At 57.2% G+C, this 16,770-nt stretch carries 14 protein-coding genes; 13 read left to right on the top strand and 1 reads right to left on the bottom strand.

Going from position 1 to position 16,770, the window contains the following annotated elements:
* Positions 1–89: 89 nt before the first annotated feature.
* From AV929_RS20730 to AV929_RS20680, 12 genes are all read left to right on the top strand, one after another.
* A complete protein-coding gene (locus AV929_RS20730; RefSeq protein WP_064289217.1) occupies positions 90–1,316 on the top strand; it encodes a site-specific integrase in 1,227 nt (408 codons plus the stop codon).
* 76 nt (positions 1,317–1,392) lie between these two features.
* A complete protein-coding gene (locus AV929_RS20725) occupies positions 1,393–2,088 on the top strand; it encodes a nucleotidyltransferase domain-containing protein (RefSeq protein WP_064289216.1) in 696 nt (231 codons plus the stop codon).
* Positions 2,081–2,590, top strand: coding sequence for a DNA-binding protein (locus AV929_RS20720; protein ID WP_196220013.1), 510 nt, complete (start codon positions 2,081–2,083; stop codon positions 2,588–2,590). The genes AV929_RS20725 and AV929_RS20720 overlap by 8 nt, the downstream gene beginning before the upstream one ends.
* Before the next feature lie 252 nt (positions 2,591–2,842).
* Positions 2,843–4,582 carry a transposase gene (locus tag AV929_RS20715; RefSeq protein ID WP_079990842.1) on the top strand — a complete coding sequence of 580 codons (1,740 nt, stop codon included), beginning with the start codon at positions 2,843–2,845 and terminating at the stop codon, positions 4,580–4,582.
* A gap of 401 nt (positions 4,583–4,983) precedes the next feature.
* Positions 4,984–5,604 (top strand): rhodanese-like domain-containing protein, encoded by a 621-nt coding sequence (locus AV929_RS22095; protein ID WP_155120793.1) that lies wholly within the window; start codon positions 4,984–4,986, stop codon positions 5,602–5,604.
* A gap of 34 nt (positions 5,605–5,638) precedes the next feature.
* Positions 5,639–6,829, top strand: coding sequence for a hypothetical protein (locus AV929_RS22090; protein ID WP_155120792.1), 1,191 nt, complete (start codon positions 5,639–5,641; stop codon positions 6,827–6,829).
* Positions 6,830–6,891: 62 nt separating this feature from the next.
* Complete coding sequence (locus AV929_RS20705) at positions 6,892–7,914, top strand: DNA N-6-adenine-methyltransferase (protein WP_064289213.1); 1,023 nt, start codon at positions 6,892–6,894, stop codon at positions 7,912–7,914.
* A 100-nt stretch (positions 7,915–8,014) separates the two neighbouring features.
* Entirely contained in the window at positions 8,015–8,278 is a 264-nt protein-coding gene (locus tag AV929_RS20700; protein WP_155120791.1) for a hypothetical protein, read from the top strand.
* Between the two features lie 144 nt (positions 8,279–8,422).
* The gene (locus AV929_RS20695) at positions 8,423–8,899 is read left to right on the top strand and encodes a hypothetical protein (protein WP_155120790.1); all 477 of its coding nucleotides are present in this window, start codon (positions 8,423–8,425) and stop codon (positions 8,897–8,899) included.
* Between the two features lie 55 nt (positions 8,900–8,954).
* Complete coding sequence (locus tag AV929_RS20690) at positions 8,955–9,488, top strand: hypothetical protein (RefSeq protein WP_064289210.1); 534 nt, start codon at positions 8,955–8,957, stop codon at positions 9,486–9,488.
* Positions 9,489–9,611: 123 nt separating this feature from the next.
* Positions 9,612–11,090: a hypothetical protein gene (locus AV929_RS20685; protein ID WP_064289209.1), complete on the top strand. Its 1,479-nt coding sequence runs from the start codon at positions 9,612–9,614 to the stop codon at positions 11,088–11,090.
* Between the two features lie 31 nt (positions 11,091–11,121).
* Complete coding sequence (locus AV929_RS20680; RefSeq protein WP_064289208.1) at positions 11,122–12,930, top strand: AAA family ATPase; 1,809 nt, start codon at positions 11,122–11,124, stop codon at positions 12,928–12,930.
* A 246-nt stretch (positions 12,931–13,176) separates the two neighbouring features.
* Here AV929_RS20680 and AV929_RS20675 read toward each other — a convergent pair whose 3' ends face one another.
* The gene (locus tag AV929_RS20675; RefSeq protein ID WP_064289207.1) at positions 13,177–13,488 is read right to left on the bottom strand and encodes an FUN14 domain-containing protein; all 312 of its coding nucleotides are present in this window, start codon (positions 13,486–13,488) and stop codon (positions 13,177–13,179) included.
* A 140-nt stretch (positions 13,489–13,628) separates the two neighbouring features.
* Here AV929_RS20675 and AV929_RS20670 point away from each other — a divergent pair, with 140 nt between their 5' ends.
* Positions 13,629–16,721 carry a VWA domain-containing protein gene (locus AV929_RS20670; RefSeq protein WP_080510118.1) on the top strand — a complete coding sequence of 1,031 codons (3,093 nt, stop codon included), beginning with the start codon at positions 13,629–13,631 and terminating at the stop codon, positions 16,719–16,721.
* Positions 16,722–16,770 lie beyond the last annotated feature (49 nt).

Below are 16,770 nucleotides of genomic sequence, written 5' to 3'. Positions count from 1 at the left end.
CGTCGGTGAAGCACGAAACGTGAATCCAACTCAGCACAGCCTTCTATTACCAGAAATCAACGGTACAGCCGACACATGGAGGGGAGCGTATGCTCGGTGACGCAGACGCCGGCACCTCTCTGGATACCACGTTCGACCGCTACTTTCTGGACATCGGAAAGGGTCGAGGCAGCGACGGCGGCCACTACCGCCGGAATAGCAAGCGAGAATTAGAACGGTTCATCGAGTGGGCAGCTGGTGATCGAGGCCCTGACGAGTGGAACGGAATCGTTCCCGACGACGCCGACCGCACCCCCACGTTCACCGACCTCTCTGAAAGCGTCTTCCGTGAGTACGCACGTCACTTAGCCAACGATCGGGGGCTCAAGCAAAACACTGTCCAGACCTATTACGCCTACATCTCTGCGTGGTGTGGATGGTGTGTCACCGAGGGGTACCTTGAGACGCACTACGCTCAGCGAGCCAGCGCGACGGCCCCACTCCCCGATGACGACGGTCGAAAACCGGGAGACCAGCAGGCGTGGACCTCCGAACAGCGACACGCTATAACCAAATACGTCAACGAGGCCGCCTACCAAGCGAGTGAAAAAGCCGCAGACATCCCCAGTGACGAATCCGAGAAGAAGTCTCGTGCCCGCTATGATGCACTCTGCGCGGCCCGTGATCGGGCACTCGTCTATCTTGTCGCCTACACCGCAATCCGAATCGGTGAACTGGTCCGTGACGTAGACGACCCACGCCGCCGTGGGGTGCGGTGGGAGGACGTCAATCTCGACGAAGGTAGCATTGACGTCTATCGGAAGAAGCAGTCGTGGGACAGCGCAAGTCTCCCCGAACCCGTGATTGACCCGCTCAAATTCTACAAGCGGCGTCTCGATGCTCCCTCAGAGAGGTGGCCAGTCTTTCCCACACTCCACTTCGCGACGGTCTCGAAACAGATTCAAGAGGAATTGGAGGATCGGGGCTTGAACGACAACGAGATCGCCGTCCGGCGTGATGAGTTTGAATACGACCTCTTCCTCGCCCTCGAAGAGGACATCCGTCTTCCGTCAATTTCCACTGACGGCGCGCGCCGTGCGCTGAAGCGAATCACCGAAGAGAGCGACATAGAAATTGAGCACCCGAAACACGAGTATCTCGCTCCACACGGTGGCCGTCGGGGGATGGGCGAAGTCCTGGTGAGAGCGTTCGGATACACCATTGCCGCCCGATATCTGGATAACTCTGAAGAGATGGTTAGGAAGCGATATTCCCACATCGAGGCCGGTGAACTCGGTGACTCTGCTGCCGAGGCGATTGAAGACATTGACGGATAACTTGGCTACAGAAGTATTTAAGCAAGACTGTACTCAGTATATAAAGTTTTTATAGTAGTGAGCCGTAATATGGCACATGAGCCATCAGACGGAGCCAAAGGGGTCAGACGGAGTTTCGATTTCTCTCTCAATACCCGCCCAGAACCCTGAATTGTTCAAAAGCAAGGCTACGAACGACATCCTGCTATTTTTAACGAACCACCGATTCAATCAGTTCTCACTCCGCGAAGTCGCCGAGCAGATAGAACACTCCCAGCAGACGGTTCGAAGGGCCGTCAACACCCTCATCGAAAACGGGCTGGTAATTGAGTCTCCCGAGAGTAGTCGACGCCTCGTCCAAATCAACCGGACGCGACTCTCCATCCCAGATGACCCGATCCTCCGAATCCCACAACCGGAATACCAAGAGCCTACTAAAGCCGCTATCGACGACCTCACCGCCCGTCTCGACAGCGTCGTCGCTATCATCCTCTTTGGAAGTGTTGCGCGTGGGGAAGCTGACCGACGAAGTGACATTGACCTCTGGGTACTCACCAAAGGAGAGCGGGCCACGAACCAGCGAGAAGCAAACGCCGTTGCCCGCGAACTTGAAGACATGGAATTTAACGGAAACAGATACGCCTACGACATTGACGTTGAGGCAGTTCAATCAGTCCCTGCGTACACGGAGGATATCCGTGAAATCGTTGTCTCAGGCATTCCAATCTACACGACTGCCACGTTCGAGACCGTCGAAAAACTTCTACTCGAAGAAGGTGATAGCAATGAATAGCGGATCTGATCCCACTGAGGTCCGAGATGGACTGGACCGTGCCCAGGACGCTTTTGAAATGGTCGGTCGTGGTAAAGCAGAATTCGAGACTGGGATCAGCGACGGCGATGATTGGGAAACTCAGCTGACAAAGGCTTGCCGGCTTATCGAAGTCATCGGCACCCTCCAAGCGGAAGGTAGCTACTACACAGCGGTGATTGAACTCAGTTTCGGGGCCATTGAACGGTCAATCGAAGCGTATGCGCTCGCGATGACGAACGACTCGATTCAGGACTTTCAAGATCACCAGTCCGGGTACGAGCGCGCGCACGAGGTCGGACTGTTCACGAAGGAGACTGCGAAGAGTATGAAAGACCTGTACGCTGAAAACCGGACAGAAAGCTACTACGGTGGTGGACGACCGACAGGAGAACAAGCAGGCGCAATGGCTGACCTCGCAACTGCTGTCCACAGGTTCTCCGTAGACCAGATTCGGGAAGGTGGTGTCTGCCTCTGTAGGTAGCAGAAGCTTAGGGTTCAAATAGTCGGTAATATACTGTATGTCGCTATAATATTCTCTGGGGGTGTTCCACCACGTTTTCGGGATCTCAAATTCTACCAACCACTAGATTGCTGATAAATTCGTTGGGCAACAATACCGTGGGACTAGACAGCTATGAGTTCGGTCAGATTCTGAAACAGTCGTTTTTGCGACTAATGTGACGACTTGAAACCACTCGCCGCCGCGCTCAGAACTACGATGACTTCAAAACGGATGTCGACGGTTGATGACGACGCCCCCGCGCTCGCGGGGGCGATCGTCTATCACGCTGGGGAAGTCTGTGAATCAGCGGATCATCTCTGGCGTGTCCTTGGAGAGGTATCGATTCCAGTTGATGGACTTACCGACGACCGCCAGCAACACAAGGCCGCAAACGGCACTGAACCGATGGCTCGGGTGTATCTCTATCAGGAGATCTACGACCTCGCCCAGAGCGAGGTCGCAGATCGCCTCGAAAACCGACCGTCACTCCTGAAGACGCTTGATTTGGACAAGGCACCGAGCCAGCAATCACTCTCGTACGCGTGGAAGCAGTTCAGTGAACAGACCAAACGGACGCTCAACGCGGCAGCTACAGGTATCGCCCAAGAAGCCGTTGACCGCGGCGTCATCTTGAAAGCACGAGTTCCACTCATCCCAGATGAAGATGATATCGAAGAAGACGGTGATGAACCAACCGTCACACGCGAACACGTTCGAAAGCAGGGGACCAAGATCGTCGAGCTCGCCCGAAGGCACGCCTTCGGCGAGTTCGACTCTGATAGGGCTCAAAATAGAGTTTACGAGGACGAACAGATCCTCGATCTGTTCGCCTCGGCATGCCTCACTCAAGGAAGCGCCCATTCAGAGGGTGAAGCTGGCTGGTTTCTTGACGAGAACGATGCCTGTGACGACTCTACGTTCCTCCGAGTGATCAAGCAGTTCGCAATGCCGGCTGATCGAGACGTGCCCGTCTCGCTCCAAGACCAACAGATCGAGGATATCGTCGCGTTCACCGAGGTGTTCCGCGAGTATCTCATGGACGCGTTCGATACTGCCACCGAGAACATCCTCCAGACGATACGTTACGAAGATCCATTCGACGACCGCCACGTCGTGGCGGCCGTCGATTTCACCCACGTCCCCTATCACGTCTGGCCGTGGATTGACAAGGACGAACAGATTCCAAAGTCGACGTACCCGCCGATGGTGAGCGGGTACGTCGACGACGGTGAGTTGAAACACGGCTACACGTTCGCGACGATCACAATCGTCGGGAACGACGTTCCGATTATCCTGGGGATTGAGGGCGTCAAAGAACACTCAGACTGGGAACCAGCCGAGGCGCCGGCTGACTCGAAAGCAGACGTCGTTGGGCGTCTGCTTTCGAGAGCCCAGCAGTACGTCGATCTGGACGAAATCCTGCTGGATCGTGGCTTCTACGCGAAAGAGGTCCGTGCAGAGATCAACAGTCGTGGCCTACTGTACACGATGCCAGTACCGAAATATGAGTCAGACTACAAGGCGATCAAACACATCAAGAGCAAAGACGGGGTAGACGCCGCTGTCAATCACGACGTCCCCGTCGGGATGGACGGGGACGTCGATCATACTGCAGAATATCTGTACGTTCCAGCCACCAGTGACGACGCTGAAGGCAAGTATGCCGTATTCGTGACCAATCGCGATCACGTCGCTCCCGACGAGATCGCTCACGTGACGAACGGCTACAGCCGTCGCTGGGATATCGAAAACCAGTACAAGTCGGTGAAGGCGTACCTTCCGAAGACCTCCTCAACAGACTACCGAATACGGTTGTTCAACTTCACGTTCGCAGCGTTACTGTACAATCTGTGGCGTCTCACTGACTTTCTGGTGAAAGTCGGCATAGAACGAGAGATCAGGTCGCCACCGGTCGTGACCGCCAGGACGTTCGTCCGGGCGGTCGGCCACTCTCTCCGAGAAGTCGGATGAGAAGGTGATACTGCACCTGTCGCTCGCCTGCGGCAAGCCGCAGGACTCGCGGTCTGAGCACGATATCGGCTGTTCTCTTCCAATCGGCCCGTCTCTCCTCGTCAGCCGGCGACTGATGCATAGCATCTCCGTGAGAACATCTCAAACTACGTCTGATTCGACCGATATTCGTTTGTAGATGCTCTATATCCCGAAAACGTGGTTCCACGTTTTCGGAATCACAAATTCTACCAACCACTAGACTGCTGAAGACGTTCCTTGCGGAGACCCAGTCATCCGACCACCGGTTCCGGTAGACGTGAAACCTATGCATCGTAGAAGTGTCATGACAACACCAGTCTGGGGGCGGGAGCCTCTCACACGAGTCTTTTTAAGATGGTACCGACAAAGAAAAATCAGGAATGAAGAGACGCAGCTTTCTATCGTCAGCAGCCGGTGCTGTCGTGTTAACAGCGGGTTATACAAGCAGTGCTCGCTCCAGTGCAGCAGAGAATTACCACGACATCATCAATCCAGATCCCTCCGCTTCAAACGCTGGTTTAGCCTCAAACCCAGCTGAAGTCGATGCCCGTAACGTTGAGCCGTCCTCATTCGAGACCTACACCGCCACTAACGAGGCAAACACGAACCTCCGAATGGTGCCTCTCGATATCGCTCGATACTGGTATCACACTCAGAAAGCGAGATTTATCGACACGAGAACGGCCTCACAGTACCAAGAATCACATATTGCGGGTGCTGTTTTCAGCCCCGCCCCAAATGGTAAGGAAAACGATCCAGTGGCCAATTGGGATAGGAATGAACGTGTCGTAGCCTACTGTACATGCCCACACCACCTCTCAGGGATTCGCGCCGGAAACCTCATTGAGGATGGGTTTACGGGCGCATACATCCTTGGCCCAGGGATGGAACCGTGGGTCAAGAAAGGCTACCCGACCGCTGGGATGCAGAAGAACAAAACCGAGTTCGTCGACGACTATTCCAACGTCAACGGAAACGACGAAAACGAGAGACAGGAGTGATAACCTCTCCGTCTAAACCGATATATATCAGAAAATGGCAGGAAAAATCATCGTCGTCGGGGCCGCAATACTGGGAATAATTGCCCTGATCATGCGGACTGCTTCAGTATCGTTCGACACAAGTGACGACGAAGTTGACTCCGACGTCGAGATCGCAACCGGAGATACTGGTCGCGGTGGCGGTGGTGGAGGTAACCACGGGAGTAGCTTGGAGAACACAGTAACCGCCACAATCAGCGACCGTCCCGGTGGAGGCGACATCAAAGTCACCACACACAGCCCGATCAAACCACCTCACACAAAGGGTCGGGGGCGACAATCCAGAACCCAACGAAGTACGTCTTGCGACCACTGTGGAGCAGCTAACAAAAACAAGGATTCTCGATGCTGGAGTTGTGGCTCAAGCCCGCAGGCAACGTTCAGCTCGGAAAGTCTGGAATCAGTCAACAAGCGTCTTAGAGACGCCGCTGCTGATGAGTCGTACGTCGTCAAAAAGAGCGGGGATCCAAAAAGCCGCCCTGTAGAAAGCCCTGCGATTCCTTCAGACGAAGAAGATGATTCATACGGAAACACTGCGACCGAAGAGGATGACATTGAAAGCCGTGAGGACATTCCGATCTACTGGACGTGGATTGGATTGTTCTTCGGTTGGATGGACAAATGGCGCACACTCACGAACACACATATACGGAGTATTAGCCTCGTTGCAGGAGTGACGCTTCTTTTTTGGGGGACTGGTATCATCGCCGGAGCGTTCAAGTACGGCACAAGCGGATTGACTGCGCTAATAGGAGCATCCCTCATCGCCGTCGTTACTGGGGCTGTCGCGACGTTATTCTATCTTGCTCCTGGACGAGTCAAAACCGTCGCGATAGCCCACCCATTTGCCATCAGCACACTCTTTCTCCCTACGACTGTCATTGCGCTAAACGAAATAGCGTTCAGCGGTTTCTTATATTTCAGTTGGTTGATCGTAGAATTCACCAACAATACGTTCCTTGCCCCTATCGGCTTAGAGACATTCTTCCGTACCACCTTTGACTTGGAGGGTTCGAATTATCTATTGCTGTGGTTCGCAATCTCCTTCCCGGTTGGGTGGACTTTCGGGACTGGCTCTTACCTTTTCCACAAGCTCATCGAGCAGATGAAACACACACTCCAATCGCGAGAGTCCGATTCTCCCCCTGCTGGTCCAACGCGAAATGGTAGCGATGAAGGTGAGTGATTCCTGTGGGGGTTGAGAGTCCTTCTTTCTACCATCCCAGGAGAGGTAGAGATTGATTCCTTATGGGAGACAACGTTCAGTTAGATTCATTCAACCAGACCGCAACTGAGGAGCCGGGATCACCGGGTGACACGGAGGACGCAGAGAGTCCATCCGCCCCAACCGAAGGCGTGTCGGCTTCCGAGAACACCGGGAGTGACGAATACGGGACTCCGCGTTGGCTAATTCGCCGGCTGACCGACCACCAGAAGTTCGACCTTGATCCCGCTGCTGGAGCAGAGCCGATGGCTATCGCCCAGTCGCGATTCACAGAAGAGGACGATGGATTGTCTCAGTCGTGGACGGGGCCAGGCATCGACAGCATCTACCTCAACCCGCCGTACTCTGACCCTGAGCCGTTCCTCCGGAAGCTCAAGCACTCCGTCGACCCAGACGACGACGATGCAGCTACGTACGGCATCAGCCTCACCAAGTCCGACACCTCCACTAACTGGTTTCACAACCATCTCGTTCAGGCGACTGTTCTGTGTTTCCCCGATACGCGCCTGAAGTTCCACGGGGGGAAGCAGGGTGCGAAGTTCCCGAACGTCCTCGGGGTATTCGGGGAGCCGCCTGAGCCACTTCTGGATACGCTCGCCGATCTCGGTGAGCTGTATTCGCGCGTCGAGGTCAATACGGCAGTCGAACAGCAGCGTCTCGACGACCTCATCGCTGACGGTGGATGTACTGCGGCTGCCATCCCGGTCACCACAGACAATGGTGGATTCAAGAGTCGTTACGCGAGTCTGGATTTCGTCGCTCCGGGTGACAAGATCGAACTGACGTTCGATACCGATTCGCTGGCCACTCGCCACAAAGACATCCCTGAGCGCGTCCGTCTCACAGTTCTGCCGGAAGGCAAGGAAATCGAAGCCCGTACGGGAAGCATCCTCATCGACACAATCGGTGAAACGGGCGACGGGACTGATGTCTGCGCTCAACTGCGGAACTCTGCCGAGATCGTGAGTCACCTGGAGGTCTCGCTCGCAGTCGGGATGGACCACTGGGAGCTCGTCACACCAAGCACCGTCCGCCTCCTCCCGTGAGGAAAGGGATTCCCACGGCAAACCTCAAGGGACTTCGGTGTGCAGTTGTGCTATGGAAGATCCGATTAGGAGGCAGGACTACGAACCGACACCTGATGGTATGAAACGGTGGGCGGCAAACGAACTCCCTCACGGCGTACCCCTTCTCTACGCCATCGTCGGGTTCGCCACAATCTCCACGCTCGCCACCGTCATCCTCGCGACTGTACAATTCGCGTTCAACTGGAGCGCGCCGACGTGGATGCCTGTCGGAGTCGCTTTCCTCGGCGTGTTCTGGGCGTTCGGCGGCTGGCAGCACGGCGTTGAGGCCGAAGCCGACCTCGACACCAACTCGGACGCCCGCGCCTCTGATTCGGGCATCTAAACAGCAAACTTCCTCCTCGAAATTCCGTGTCGTGAAACAGCGTAACTCTGTTTCACCACCCTCTCCCAGTGCAGGCTCGACACCAGTTCTGTCCAAGACCCAACACAACACCTATGGGAGCACCTTCCATATCTGTACGTAACGATGTCTGAAAGGAGTGAAGGGGAGCAGCAGCCAGAATCCCCGTCCACACAATTCACGAGCAAGGTGTTCGACGTCGAGGAGTTCGACGATGTCGTCGTTGGGACGGTCGAAGGGTCGACAATTCCAGAACGCGACACCAGACGACTCCGGGATACCATCCGCAGCGCCCAGCACGGAGAAGAAGTGGAACTCACGCTTGGCACGGGCGAGATGCAAGCCACTCGCCGTGGGAAAGTGGTCGGTAAGAAAGGCCCGCGATGCACGAACCCGCCTCACCTTGATTGGGAATTCGCTCTCGAGGTTGAGGTGCCACTGGATGAGGATGAACCAAGCCGGCTCTATCGGATCGGGACTGGCGATGAACGGTTTGGGGAGTGGTTCGTCTTCAGCTACGACTACCGTCCTGAACTCGGCGTCTTCAGGAACGAAACGGAAACAGCCCACGGGTGGGCCATCGAAGTGACTCGGAATCCCTAGTCCCTGTTAGAGGTCTGTTTGTATCTCCCCTCCGTGGGTAGAGGAGAGATTCCAGATGAGTGAACATCCAGAGGGCTACGTAGAGCTCCAGCCACAGGGTGAGGTCGACGGTCTCGGAGATGCCGCCATGAGTAGTATATCCCTCAGAGGCGGCTTCTCGCCCGCGTTTGACATCCCTGTCGAACTCGTCGTGGATCGTTTCAAGGAGGAGCTGATTGCGCGAGCAGCAGACAAAACGTGGGAGAACGACTACGACGGGTTCGACACCTTCCACACGAAAGCGATTCGGTCCATCGAAGCAGTCGTCGACCACGAGATCCCTCGCGTCGATCGGTGTTCCGCGGCGGGTATCGTCAAAGAGAACATCGGCCCGCAAGCAGAACAGCACTATGACGACTGGGAAGTGCTCGCTGAGTCCTGGATCAGCCAGTGGTTGATGCTGTACAACTCGATTCTCGAAACGAACGTCGGTGCAGACGTCGAAGCATTCGAGGACGCCCTTCGAGGCGTGTACGCGAACGAATTGATGGATGGAGAAGACGCTCGGGCGCTCGCAGAGCACCTCCTTGACCAAGTAGAGTCGGAGTGACGCCCACGGGTGAGTAGAGTCTCCGCAAGTAGTTTTTCACCCCCAGAATAGGTGAAGGGATTTCCAGTAAGTGGATTCAGTCCAATCAAATCGTCTCATATCTCACACAGGAGAGTGAATACAATGTCCCAATCAGAGTCTCCGTCAGGAGGAACCCAGCAATTCCAGACGGCTGCAAGCATCGTCCCAATAACCGATCTCGTCGAGCAGGAAGGAACCGTCCCGTTCCTTGGAGTAAACGGAGCAGCTGACGCCGAGTACCCCGAGGGAACGGCTACAATCGGTTCCCGGTACGTCGGAGACAACCCACGCTCGTTCAAAGAAGCGCTCGATGTTCTCCCCCATCCCGCAGAGGGGGATTTGTGGGCGGACAATGAGTTCGTTACTCCCGGCGACAGCAGCAACAGCGTTAATGTTGATCTAGAAGCGATCCGTGACGTCCATGGTCTCAACATCAGCGACCTTGAACAGCGTACGGGGATGACGCTTCGAGAGATGGTGAACGCGGCGGATCCAGATCCACTTATTCCAGTCAACTCGAACAAGGACATCATTGACCACCGCCGGCTCGCGCTCAACACGCTAGGGTTCGACTGTAAGTTCCGATGGCAGATCGCATCCAGTCGATACGACACTGGGAATATGCGGGAATTCTTCAAGCGGAAGATCGCGGCCTGCCAGCAGCACAACGCCGATGATGCGTTCGGGTGGATTCGACATCACGACTGGGGTGGGTCGGTCACCATCACGACCATCTATCCGAGCAAGGCGTACGAGGTCGGGATGCCGGACGATACGGACATCGACATCCAGCAGGACCAGCTCACCATCGCGGACAACCCCGTGGGGCAGAGCTTCAACGAGCGAGAGGACGGTGACGGTGAAAGCATCACCATCTACTACGGGGACCGGATGGGGTACGACTTCCGGGGGACGCAGAAGCTCTGGGCGAAGCCAGTCATCTTCGTGCCATCTGTGGGCGCGATGATTCCGATCCCCTACGACGGGACGGATTTCAGCCGGAAGCACACGGGCAACCTGATGGAGGACGCGATCAAGTGGCACGGGAAGATCCTCTCTAAGATCGACGACCTCACCGAGTCCGTCAACCAGACCATCGTCCGGGCACGAATCGCGGCGCTGGACTTCGAGGAACTGCCGTTCGCCATCGAGGACTTCTATCGGTACGTCGGCATCAAGAACGACACGTACTGCGAGAAGGCCGCAAAGCGCGCGCGGACACTCGCCTCGCCCGAGACGCAACCGAGTCTGTGGAACCTTCAACTCTCCCTCAAGCTCGCGATTCTGGACAACTACGAAGGGTCGAAGGCGGGGAAGACCTACCAGGAGTATCAGGAGATCGCCGGCCAGATTCTTCGCTACCCGTCGACGCAAATCCAGCTCGCGATGGAGCAATACGAGTACGAAAAGGACACCGTCGACGATGACGAGCCGCTCATCGACGACGAGCAGCAGACCCTCGTGGAATCTCTCGAGGACGTCATCGACCTGAAGGGCGTCACGGAGAACCGCCTGAACGCAACCGACGCGCAGAAAATCGAGAGCCGTATCCAGCAACGGCTCCCGACCAGCGGCGACTGAATCGCTCGCGAACACGTCTTAGTGATACAAAATGTCGAGCTCAGCCACCCCAACTGACAGCGCAACCGACGAACAGATTCTCAGCCACTTCGTCTACCGGCGAATCCGCGAGAACGGTGGCCCGGTCGGGTACGAAGAAACCGTCCTCTCTGTGAGCGACGTAGCGAATCTGACCAGCCAGCAAGCGAAAGACCTCATCGAATCCGGGAAGCAGTCCGGGGTCTACGAGACCAAGCGTGACCCCAGTGGGAGCATCCTCATCACGAGTGCGTCCCCCATCGGCCAAGAGCCCGCAGTCATCTCCCAGCGCTTCGGTAAGCGAGTCCACCAAGGGGCGGACTTCATCGTCCTCGATGGCGTCGACTCAGAGACTGAAACCATCCTCGGGAACCACTACGACTCTTTCGAGGAGCTCGCAGACGCCGACCCCGCCACCGTTGCGAACTACGTGAACACGGGGTTGGACGCTCGCGCAGAACCGAGCGAATTCAACGAACTCACTCGCCTCACAGGAAGCGAAGTGGCGGCCCTCCAAGACAACGGGATTACGACCAAACGCGATCTCGTGCAAGCCGACCCTGAGCAGCTTGCGTCCATCAAGGGGACGACGCTCACGGAGGCGAAGGTCACGCGAGCCCAACAGCAAGTCGAGGACGACGTCAACGTTCTCACTTCGGCGGACGCGAGTACAATCATCGCGAGCGCTCGTCAGCACATCCCTGTCGGTGGGAGTCTCGCTGAGTACGCGGTCTCGAAACACGAAGAGCGGAAAGCCGTCCTCGGCGCTGCGAAGGCGAAGGTGTCGAAGGTCGAAGACGAAACCGGGCGGGTCGGAGAACCGTTAGCGGTTGTTCGCGGCGACCTCGATGCGAGCGATGAGGAGGCGAACTACGTGAGCGATACCGGGCACAACGAAGGCAACCCGGTCAACACCGGCCTGCCGGTGCTCGAGGATGTCGGGTACGACAAAGTCCCGAAGCTGGCGACAGAAGCAGACGCCGGCCACTCGGCGCTCCCTGTCGACGAAGACGGGAACGTGGTTCCACCCACCATCCCGCTGGAACGTGACCTGAAGATGCCCATCGATGAACTGGTCGCGAAGAAGCTCGCCCGGAACGTCCCGGTTCGAATCGTCGGGCCGCGTGGGTCGGGGAAGAACTATTTGATGAAGTATCTCGCCTACAAGACGAATCGCGGCTACCGGAGTCTGGACGTCGACAAGGCGACGATGCCACAGGACCTCTTCGGACACATCTCCCCCAACAAGGACGGCGTTCTCGAGCCGAAGAACGCGGACGTGAAGCAGGGACTCATCAGCGGCGACTTGATTGTGATCAATGAGTTCCCTGTGATGACTGCCGGGGCTGCTATGTCGATGCACCAGCTCCTGAATGAGAACAAGATCGTCATCAAGGAACACGGCGAGGAAATCGAGCCTCATCCGCAGGCGCGGATCATCATCACGATGAACCCGCCGACGCGCGAGTACCGCGACAGCGAGCCAATGAACTCAGCTACTCGTGGTCGGTTCCGGACGTTCTGGCAGGGCTATCCGGACACCGTCGAGGACGAGGTGCGGACGCTGGACCAGCAAATCAACACGACTGAGACGGTCGTACAGCAGGGGACGCTCAAGAAAATCGTCGAGTTCGCGCACCGGACGCGGCGAGACAATATGAGCACATGGCCAACGCTCTCCACGCGGAACCTGACTATCGTCTGCGAGCACATCGGTGACGGTGCCTCTCCCGCCGCTGCTGTGAAGAACGTGTTCCGGAACGTCGCTGAGCCGAATCAGAATCCCGAGGATGCGTTCGACGCGATCGGAGACCTCTTCTAGAGACCAACAACCGAGTTGGTCTGTCTACTTCGGGCCATAGCGCTTCTCGCAGGTTGTTCCACGAGACCCGTCATTTGTGACACATAGCGCCACCCAGTCACCCGACGCGAACGAGGGGAAATCTCGGGAGCTGTTTTCGTATTCGCCACGCCTGAACTCTTGGACGACAACGCGACCACCTGAATCCAAATTGCCCGCTTCTGTCCCACAATTTTCGCATGCATCTGCCATAATTTCTATTCTGGACTACCCCTTCTTAAAACCAACGAGAGCGCCTGCGGCGAACCCGCCGCTCAGGGGTGCTGCCGAGGGGATATCCGCGACGAACGGTGGTATCCCAGACTCACCCGCCATAGTGCTGAACGCGGCTGCGTTCTCGAGTTGACTCCAATTAACGGACACGATGCCCTGATTCTCCAAGTACGCAAGGGACCCGAGTTGCACACCAACCAGGACAGCAACCAGTTTCACGATCTTCTTCGCGGCAAAACCGATTACGCCCCCGACAACGGCACCTCCACCTGCCTGTACGCCTAACTGTGTCGGGTCGAACTCCATACGCTCGCTTGATGGGAAGCCTCCTAATACATTCCGGTCAGGCTAGACATCCCCTTAGAGGGACGCAGTGAGGTTTTTTACTCCTCCAGAGGAGGTAGAAGGAGTTCTGTCCAGATGAAGTTGGGAACCCAGATTGAACTATGAGCCAATCAGCAGACACCCCTACGTCGCACTCCCGCGCGGCTGAGATAGCAACCCCGAGTCCAGCCGAGGTGCGAACCTCGAAACAGCGGGCGGAAGAAATCAAGCAGTACATCCTTGGTTTACTCCCCGCTCACATCAGCAAGTCCGTCGACGTCGTCATCACCGAGCAAGTCCCGACAGCAGCAGTTCTCCCGGCGACAGAAGATGCCTTGCTCACAGACGGACAGGCGGAGTTTGACCGACAGCAGGCCCGCCGGCTTATCGAGTCAGTCGACGGCGACTATCTCGTTCTCATCACGGCACGCGAGACGCCGGACGCTGGCCCACTCAACGACGAACAATCCGCTGATCGGGCACACCAGTTCGGGCTTGCCTTCCACGAGACTCTCCACATCCTGAAAACGGCATTCAAAGGCATCCAGACGCTTCTCGCGGACGATGTCGAAGACCAGTACCGTGATTTCGTCCACGACCTCATCAACGCCACCGAAGACGGGGCTATCGAACACGAGGTCTACGTCGGGGAGGACTTCTCAACGCGGGCTGGGAACCGCCTCCGGCTCGTTCGCGAGATTCACAAGCGCAAGCCAGAAGACTATGAGGCACTCCCTGACGACCGGTCGGAGTTCACATTCAGGGACGCACTCCAGAAAGCGCTCCACGATAACGTCATCCTGCCCCCATCAGGGACGACGAGCGCTCTCCTCGACGAGGACGACGACCGAGTAACGTTCGCCTCAGACGAAGAGCGCACAGTCTTCTTACAGATATACCCCGAGATCGAGCGGCTGGCAGACGACATCCACAGCACCCGTGGGGACGTTGGGACAGAACTCCACCGGAACGACGCTGAGGCATCTATCCGGCGAGCGAAACGGACGATCAAGTTCTGGCACGAGGTCGTGAAACCGCTCGTTGATACCGATGCGAGCGAACAGGAGCAAGACCAGCAACAGCAGCAGTCGGGTGGTGATGGACAGCCCAATCAGTCCGACGAACAGGGGCAAGGGCAGGACCAGCAACAGCAACAGGGGCAGGCGGGTGAATCGCCTTCCAGTACCCAGAGTTCATCAACTGGCAATGATGGTGACTCTCAGCAGGATGCTACGCAGACGGGGAGTCAGAGCCCGGATTCTCCCCAGGACAGTAGCGGTGAGGCAGCGCCGAGTGACGACATCAGTCCCGAAGACCTCTCCTTAGAACGGAACGCGGTCAGCGACTCTCTCCAAGGTGTTGCCGACCACCCGTCGATCACCGACGAACCCAATCCCGACGACGTCGACCTCAACCAAGACGGCGCAGAGGATGAATCCGGTTCGGACGACAGCACCAACTCGTCCTCTGTTCGTGAGAACGGGGACGAGCTATCCCAGCAAGAGAGCGATTCCGGCCCTTCGACAGACACCGATTCTGACTCCACGCCCGGTGAAATGCCGGACGCTCCCGGTCAGCCTGATTCCGATGGGGGAGACGACTCGGAGGGGGGTGAGTCCAGTACTGGCGATCAGGACTCTGCCACCGATGCTACTCCTGAAGACGACGCAGGCGAGAGTGAGTCTCATTCGGGAGGCGAGGTAGAAGTCGAATCCGAATCCGACAGCTCTGACCTTGCATCGAGTACGCAGTCATCTTCGGGAGCATCTACTCAGTCTACGTTCGGGGATTTCGCCCAGGATGAGTCTGAGTCAGAAGGCGTGAACGGAAACGATGACGGAGGTGAGGCCGGGTGCGAATCAGGGGCCGAGGAGGGTCAGACGGCTGGAGTCAGCGAAAACGAGGATGCGTCTGGCGAGCAGAAATCAGAATCCGGCCAGAGTGGAAACACCTCCGGGGAATCGACGTCCTCTGAGGACGCCGAGAGCGCCGACCAGAACGGCACTTCGCCTGAGGAGGGTTCTTCCCCATCCCAGTCCAGCGAAAGCGGGGAGAGTGGCCAGCCAGCCGAAGACGGCGCTCCTACAACTTCGGGCGGGAGTCAATCGCAGGATTCGGAGAACGGCCAGCCTGATGCAAGCCAGCAGTCGAGAGGGAGCTCATCTACCGGAGGAGAGCAGTCCACGTCATCAGCATCGACCAGCGGCGTGTCGGGGCCTGAGCAAACCGAAGATGAACTATCCTCCGAGGACTTCGAGAGTGACCGCAAGCGCGCCCAGCAGACCGCAGACGAAATCTCCAGCGACGGTGACGCACTCCAACGTGAGCTTGAGGCCCTCGATAAGATGCTCGGTGATGAAGCCGAAGCAGACCCCGACAGCGAAGCCGGCGGTTCTGGTGCAGGAGCCGGCTCTATCAACGAACTTTCGGTGCTCCCAGACCCGCAGGATGAGAGTGCATCCGAAATGGACTGGGGGACGGTCGAAAAGGCCGCCGGGACGGTCGCGGATACCCTCGCGAAGCAGCTCCAACTCGATCAGCAAACGGGCGTTCGGTCGGGATTGACCTCTGGAACAACCGTCAACCGGAAGGCTGCCTACCGACTCGGGTACGGAGACCCGCGTGTGTTCGATACGCAGATTCCGGGCGATGAGAAGGAATACTTCATCGTGATCGTGCTTGACCGCTCGGGGTCGATGGACCCGGCGCGGTACAACAGCAACGGCTCAAGTGGGCCGACGAAGATCCAAGTCGCAACGAGCGCTGTCGCCCGTTTCGCAGTCGCCTGTGAAGACCTCGGCATTGACGTGGCTGTCGTCGACTTCTACGACGATACTGCTCGGCTCGCCAAGCCTGCCTCCGTCGACGCTGAGTTCGCACAGGAGGCGCTCCTGAACACGGACGCGGGTGGTGGAACACCGCTCTCGGACGCGCTCACGCTCGCCACGTCGCTATCAGAGATGGACTCCAAGGAATCCATCATCATCACAATGACCGACGGTAAGCCACGAGACGTAGACGCAACCGCTGAGGTCATCAAGCAATCGTACGCTCCGGTCTGTTCGCTGACTGTCGCCACGGACTGTGAACCAGGGAATCCGCCCGAACGGGCAGCAGAGTTGGAGCCGCACTTCGACCAGACAACAACCGTGTTCGACCCGGAGAAGCTAGACGACCGCCTAGACCAGTTCGCAGCACTCCTCGGGATGTACTAAGCGCTAACTGTTGGGTAGGGGAGTCGCAGTAGGAGGCTTTTGGCCCCCT

This window comes from Haloarcula sp. K1, assembly GCF_001647155.1.
GTDB classification, from domain to species: Archaea; Halobacteriota; Halobacteria; order Halobacteriales; family Haloarculaceae; genus Haloarcula; species Haloarcula hispanica.
Note: the sequence above shows the minus strand (reverse complement) of the source record. Positions and strands in the feature narration are given on the sequence as shown.

Bases quoted from the DNA above. Each gene is read 5' to 3' on its own strand.
- AV929_RS22090 (WP_155120792.1), top strand. From the start codon at position 5,639: ATGGCAGGAAAAATCATCGTCGTCGGGGCCGCAATACTGGGAATAATT.
- AV929_RS20685 (WP_064289209.1), top strand. From the start codon at position 9,612: ATGTCCCAATCAGAGTCTCCGTCAGGAGGAACCCAGCAATTCCAGACG.
- AV929_RS20705 (WP_064289213.1), top strand. From the start codon at position 6,892: ATGGGAGACAACGTTCAGTTAGATTCATTCAACCAGACCGCAACTGAG.
- AV929_RS20675 (WP_064289207.1), bottom strand. From the start codon at position 13,488: ATGGAGTTCGACCCGACACAGTTAGGCGTACAGGCAGGTGGAGGTGCC.
- AV929_RS20690 (WP_064289210.1), top strand. From the start codon at position 8,955: ATGAGTGAACATCCAGAGGGCTACGTAGAGCTCCAGCCACAGGGTGAG.
- AV929_RS20725 (WP_064289216.1), top strand. From the start codon at position 1,393: ATGAGCCATCAGACGGAGCCAAAGGGGTCAGACGGAGTTTCGATTTCT.
- AV929_RS20695 (WP_155120790.1), top strand. From the start codon at position 8,423: ATGTCTGAAAGGAGTGAAGGGGAGCAGCAGCCAGAATCCCCGTCCACA.
- AV929_RS20680 (WP_064289208.1), top strand. From the start codon at position 11,122: ATGTCGAGCTCAGCCACCCCAACTGACAGCGCAACCGACGAACAGATT.
- AV929_RS20700 (WP_155120791.1), top strand. From the start codon at position 8,015: ATGAAACGGTGGGCGGCAAACGAACTCCCTCACGGCGTACCCCTTCTC.
- AV929_RS20670 (WP_080510118.1), top strand. From the start codon at position 13,629: ATGAGCCAATCAGCAGACACCCCTACGTCGCACTCCCGCGCGGCTGAG.
- AV929_RS20720 (WP_196220013.1), top strand. From the start codon at position 2,081: ATGAATAGCGGATCTGATCCCACTGAGGTCCGAGATGGACTGGACCGT.
- AV929_RS22095 (WP_155120793.1), top strand. From the start codon at position 4,984: ATGAAGAGACGCAGCTTTCTATCGTCAGCAGCCGGTGCTGTCGTGTTA.
- AV929_RS20715 (WP_079990842.1), top strand. From the start codon at position 2,843: ATGTCGACGGTTGATGACGACGCCCCCGCGCTCGCGGGGGCGATCGTC.
- AV929_RS20730 (WP_064289217.1), top strand. From the start codon at position 90: ATGCTCGGTGACGCAGACGCCGGCACCTCTCTGGATACCACGTTCGAC.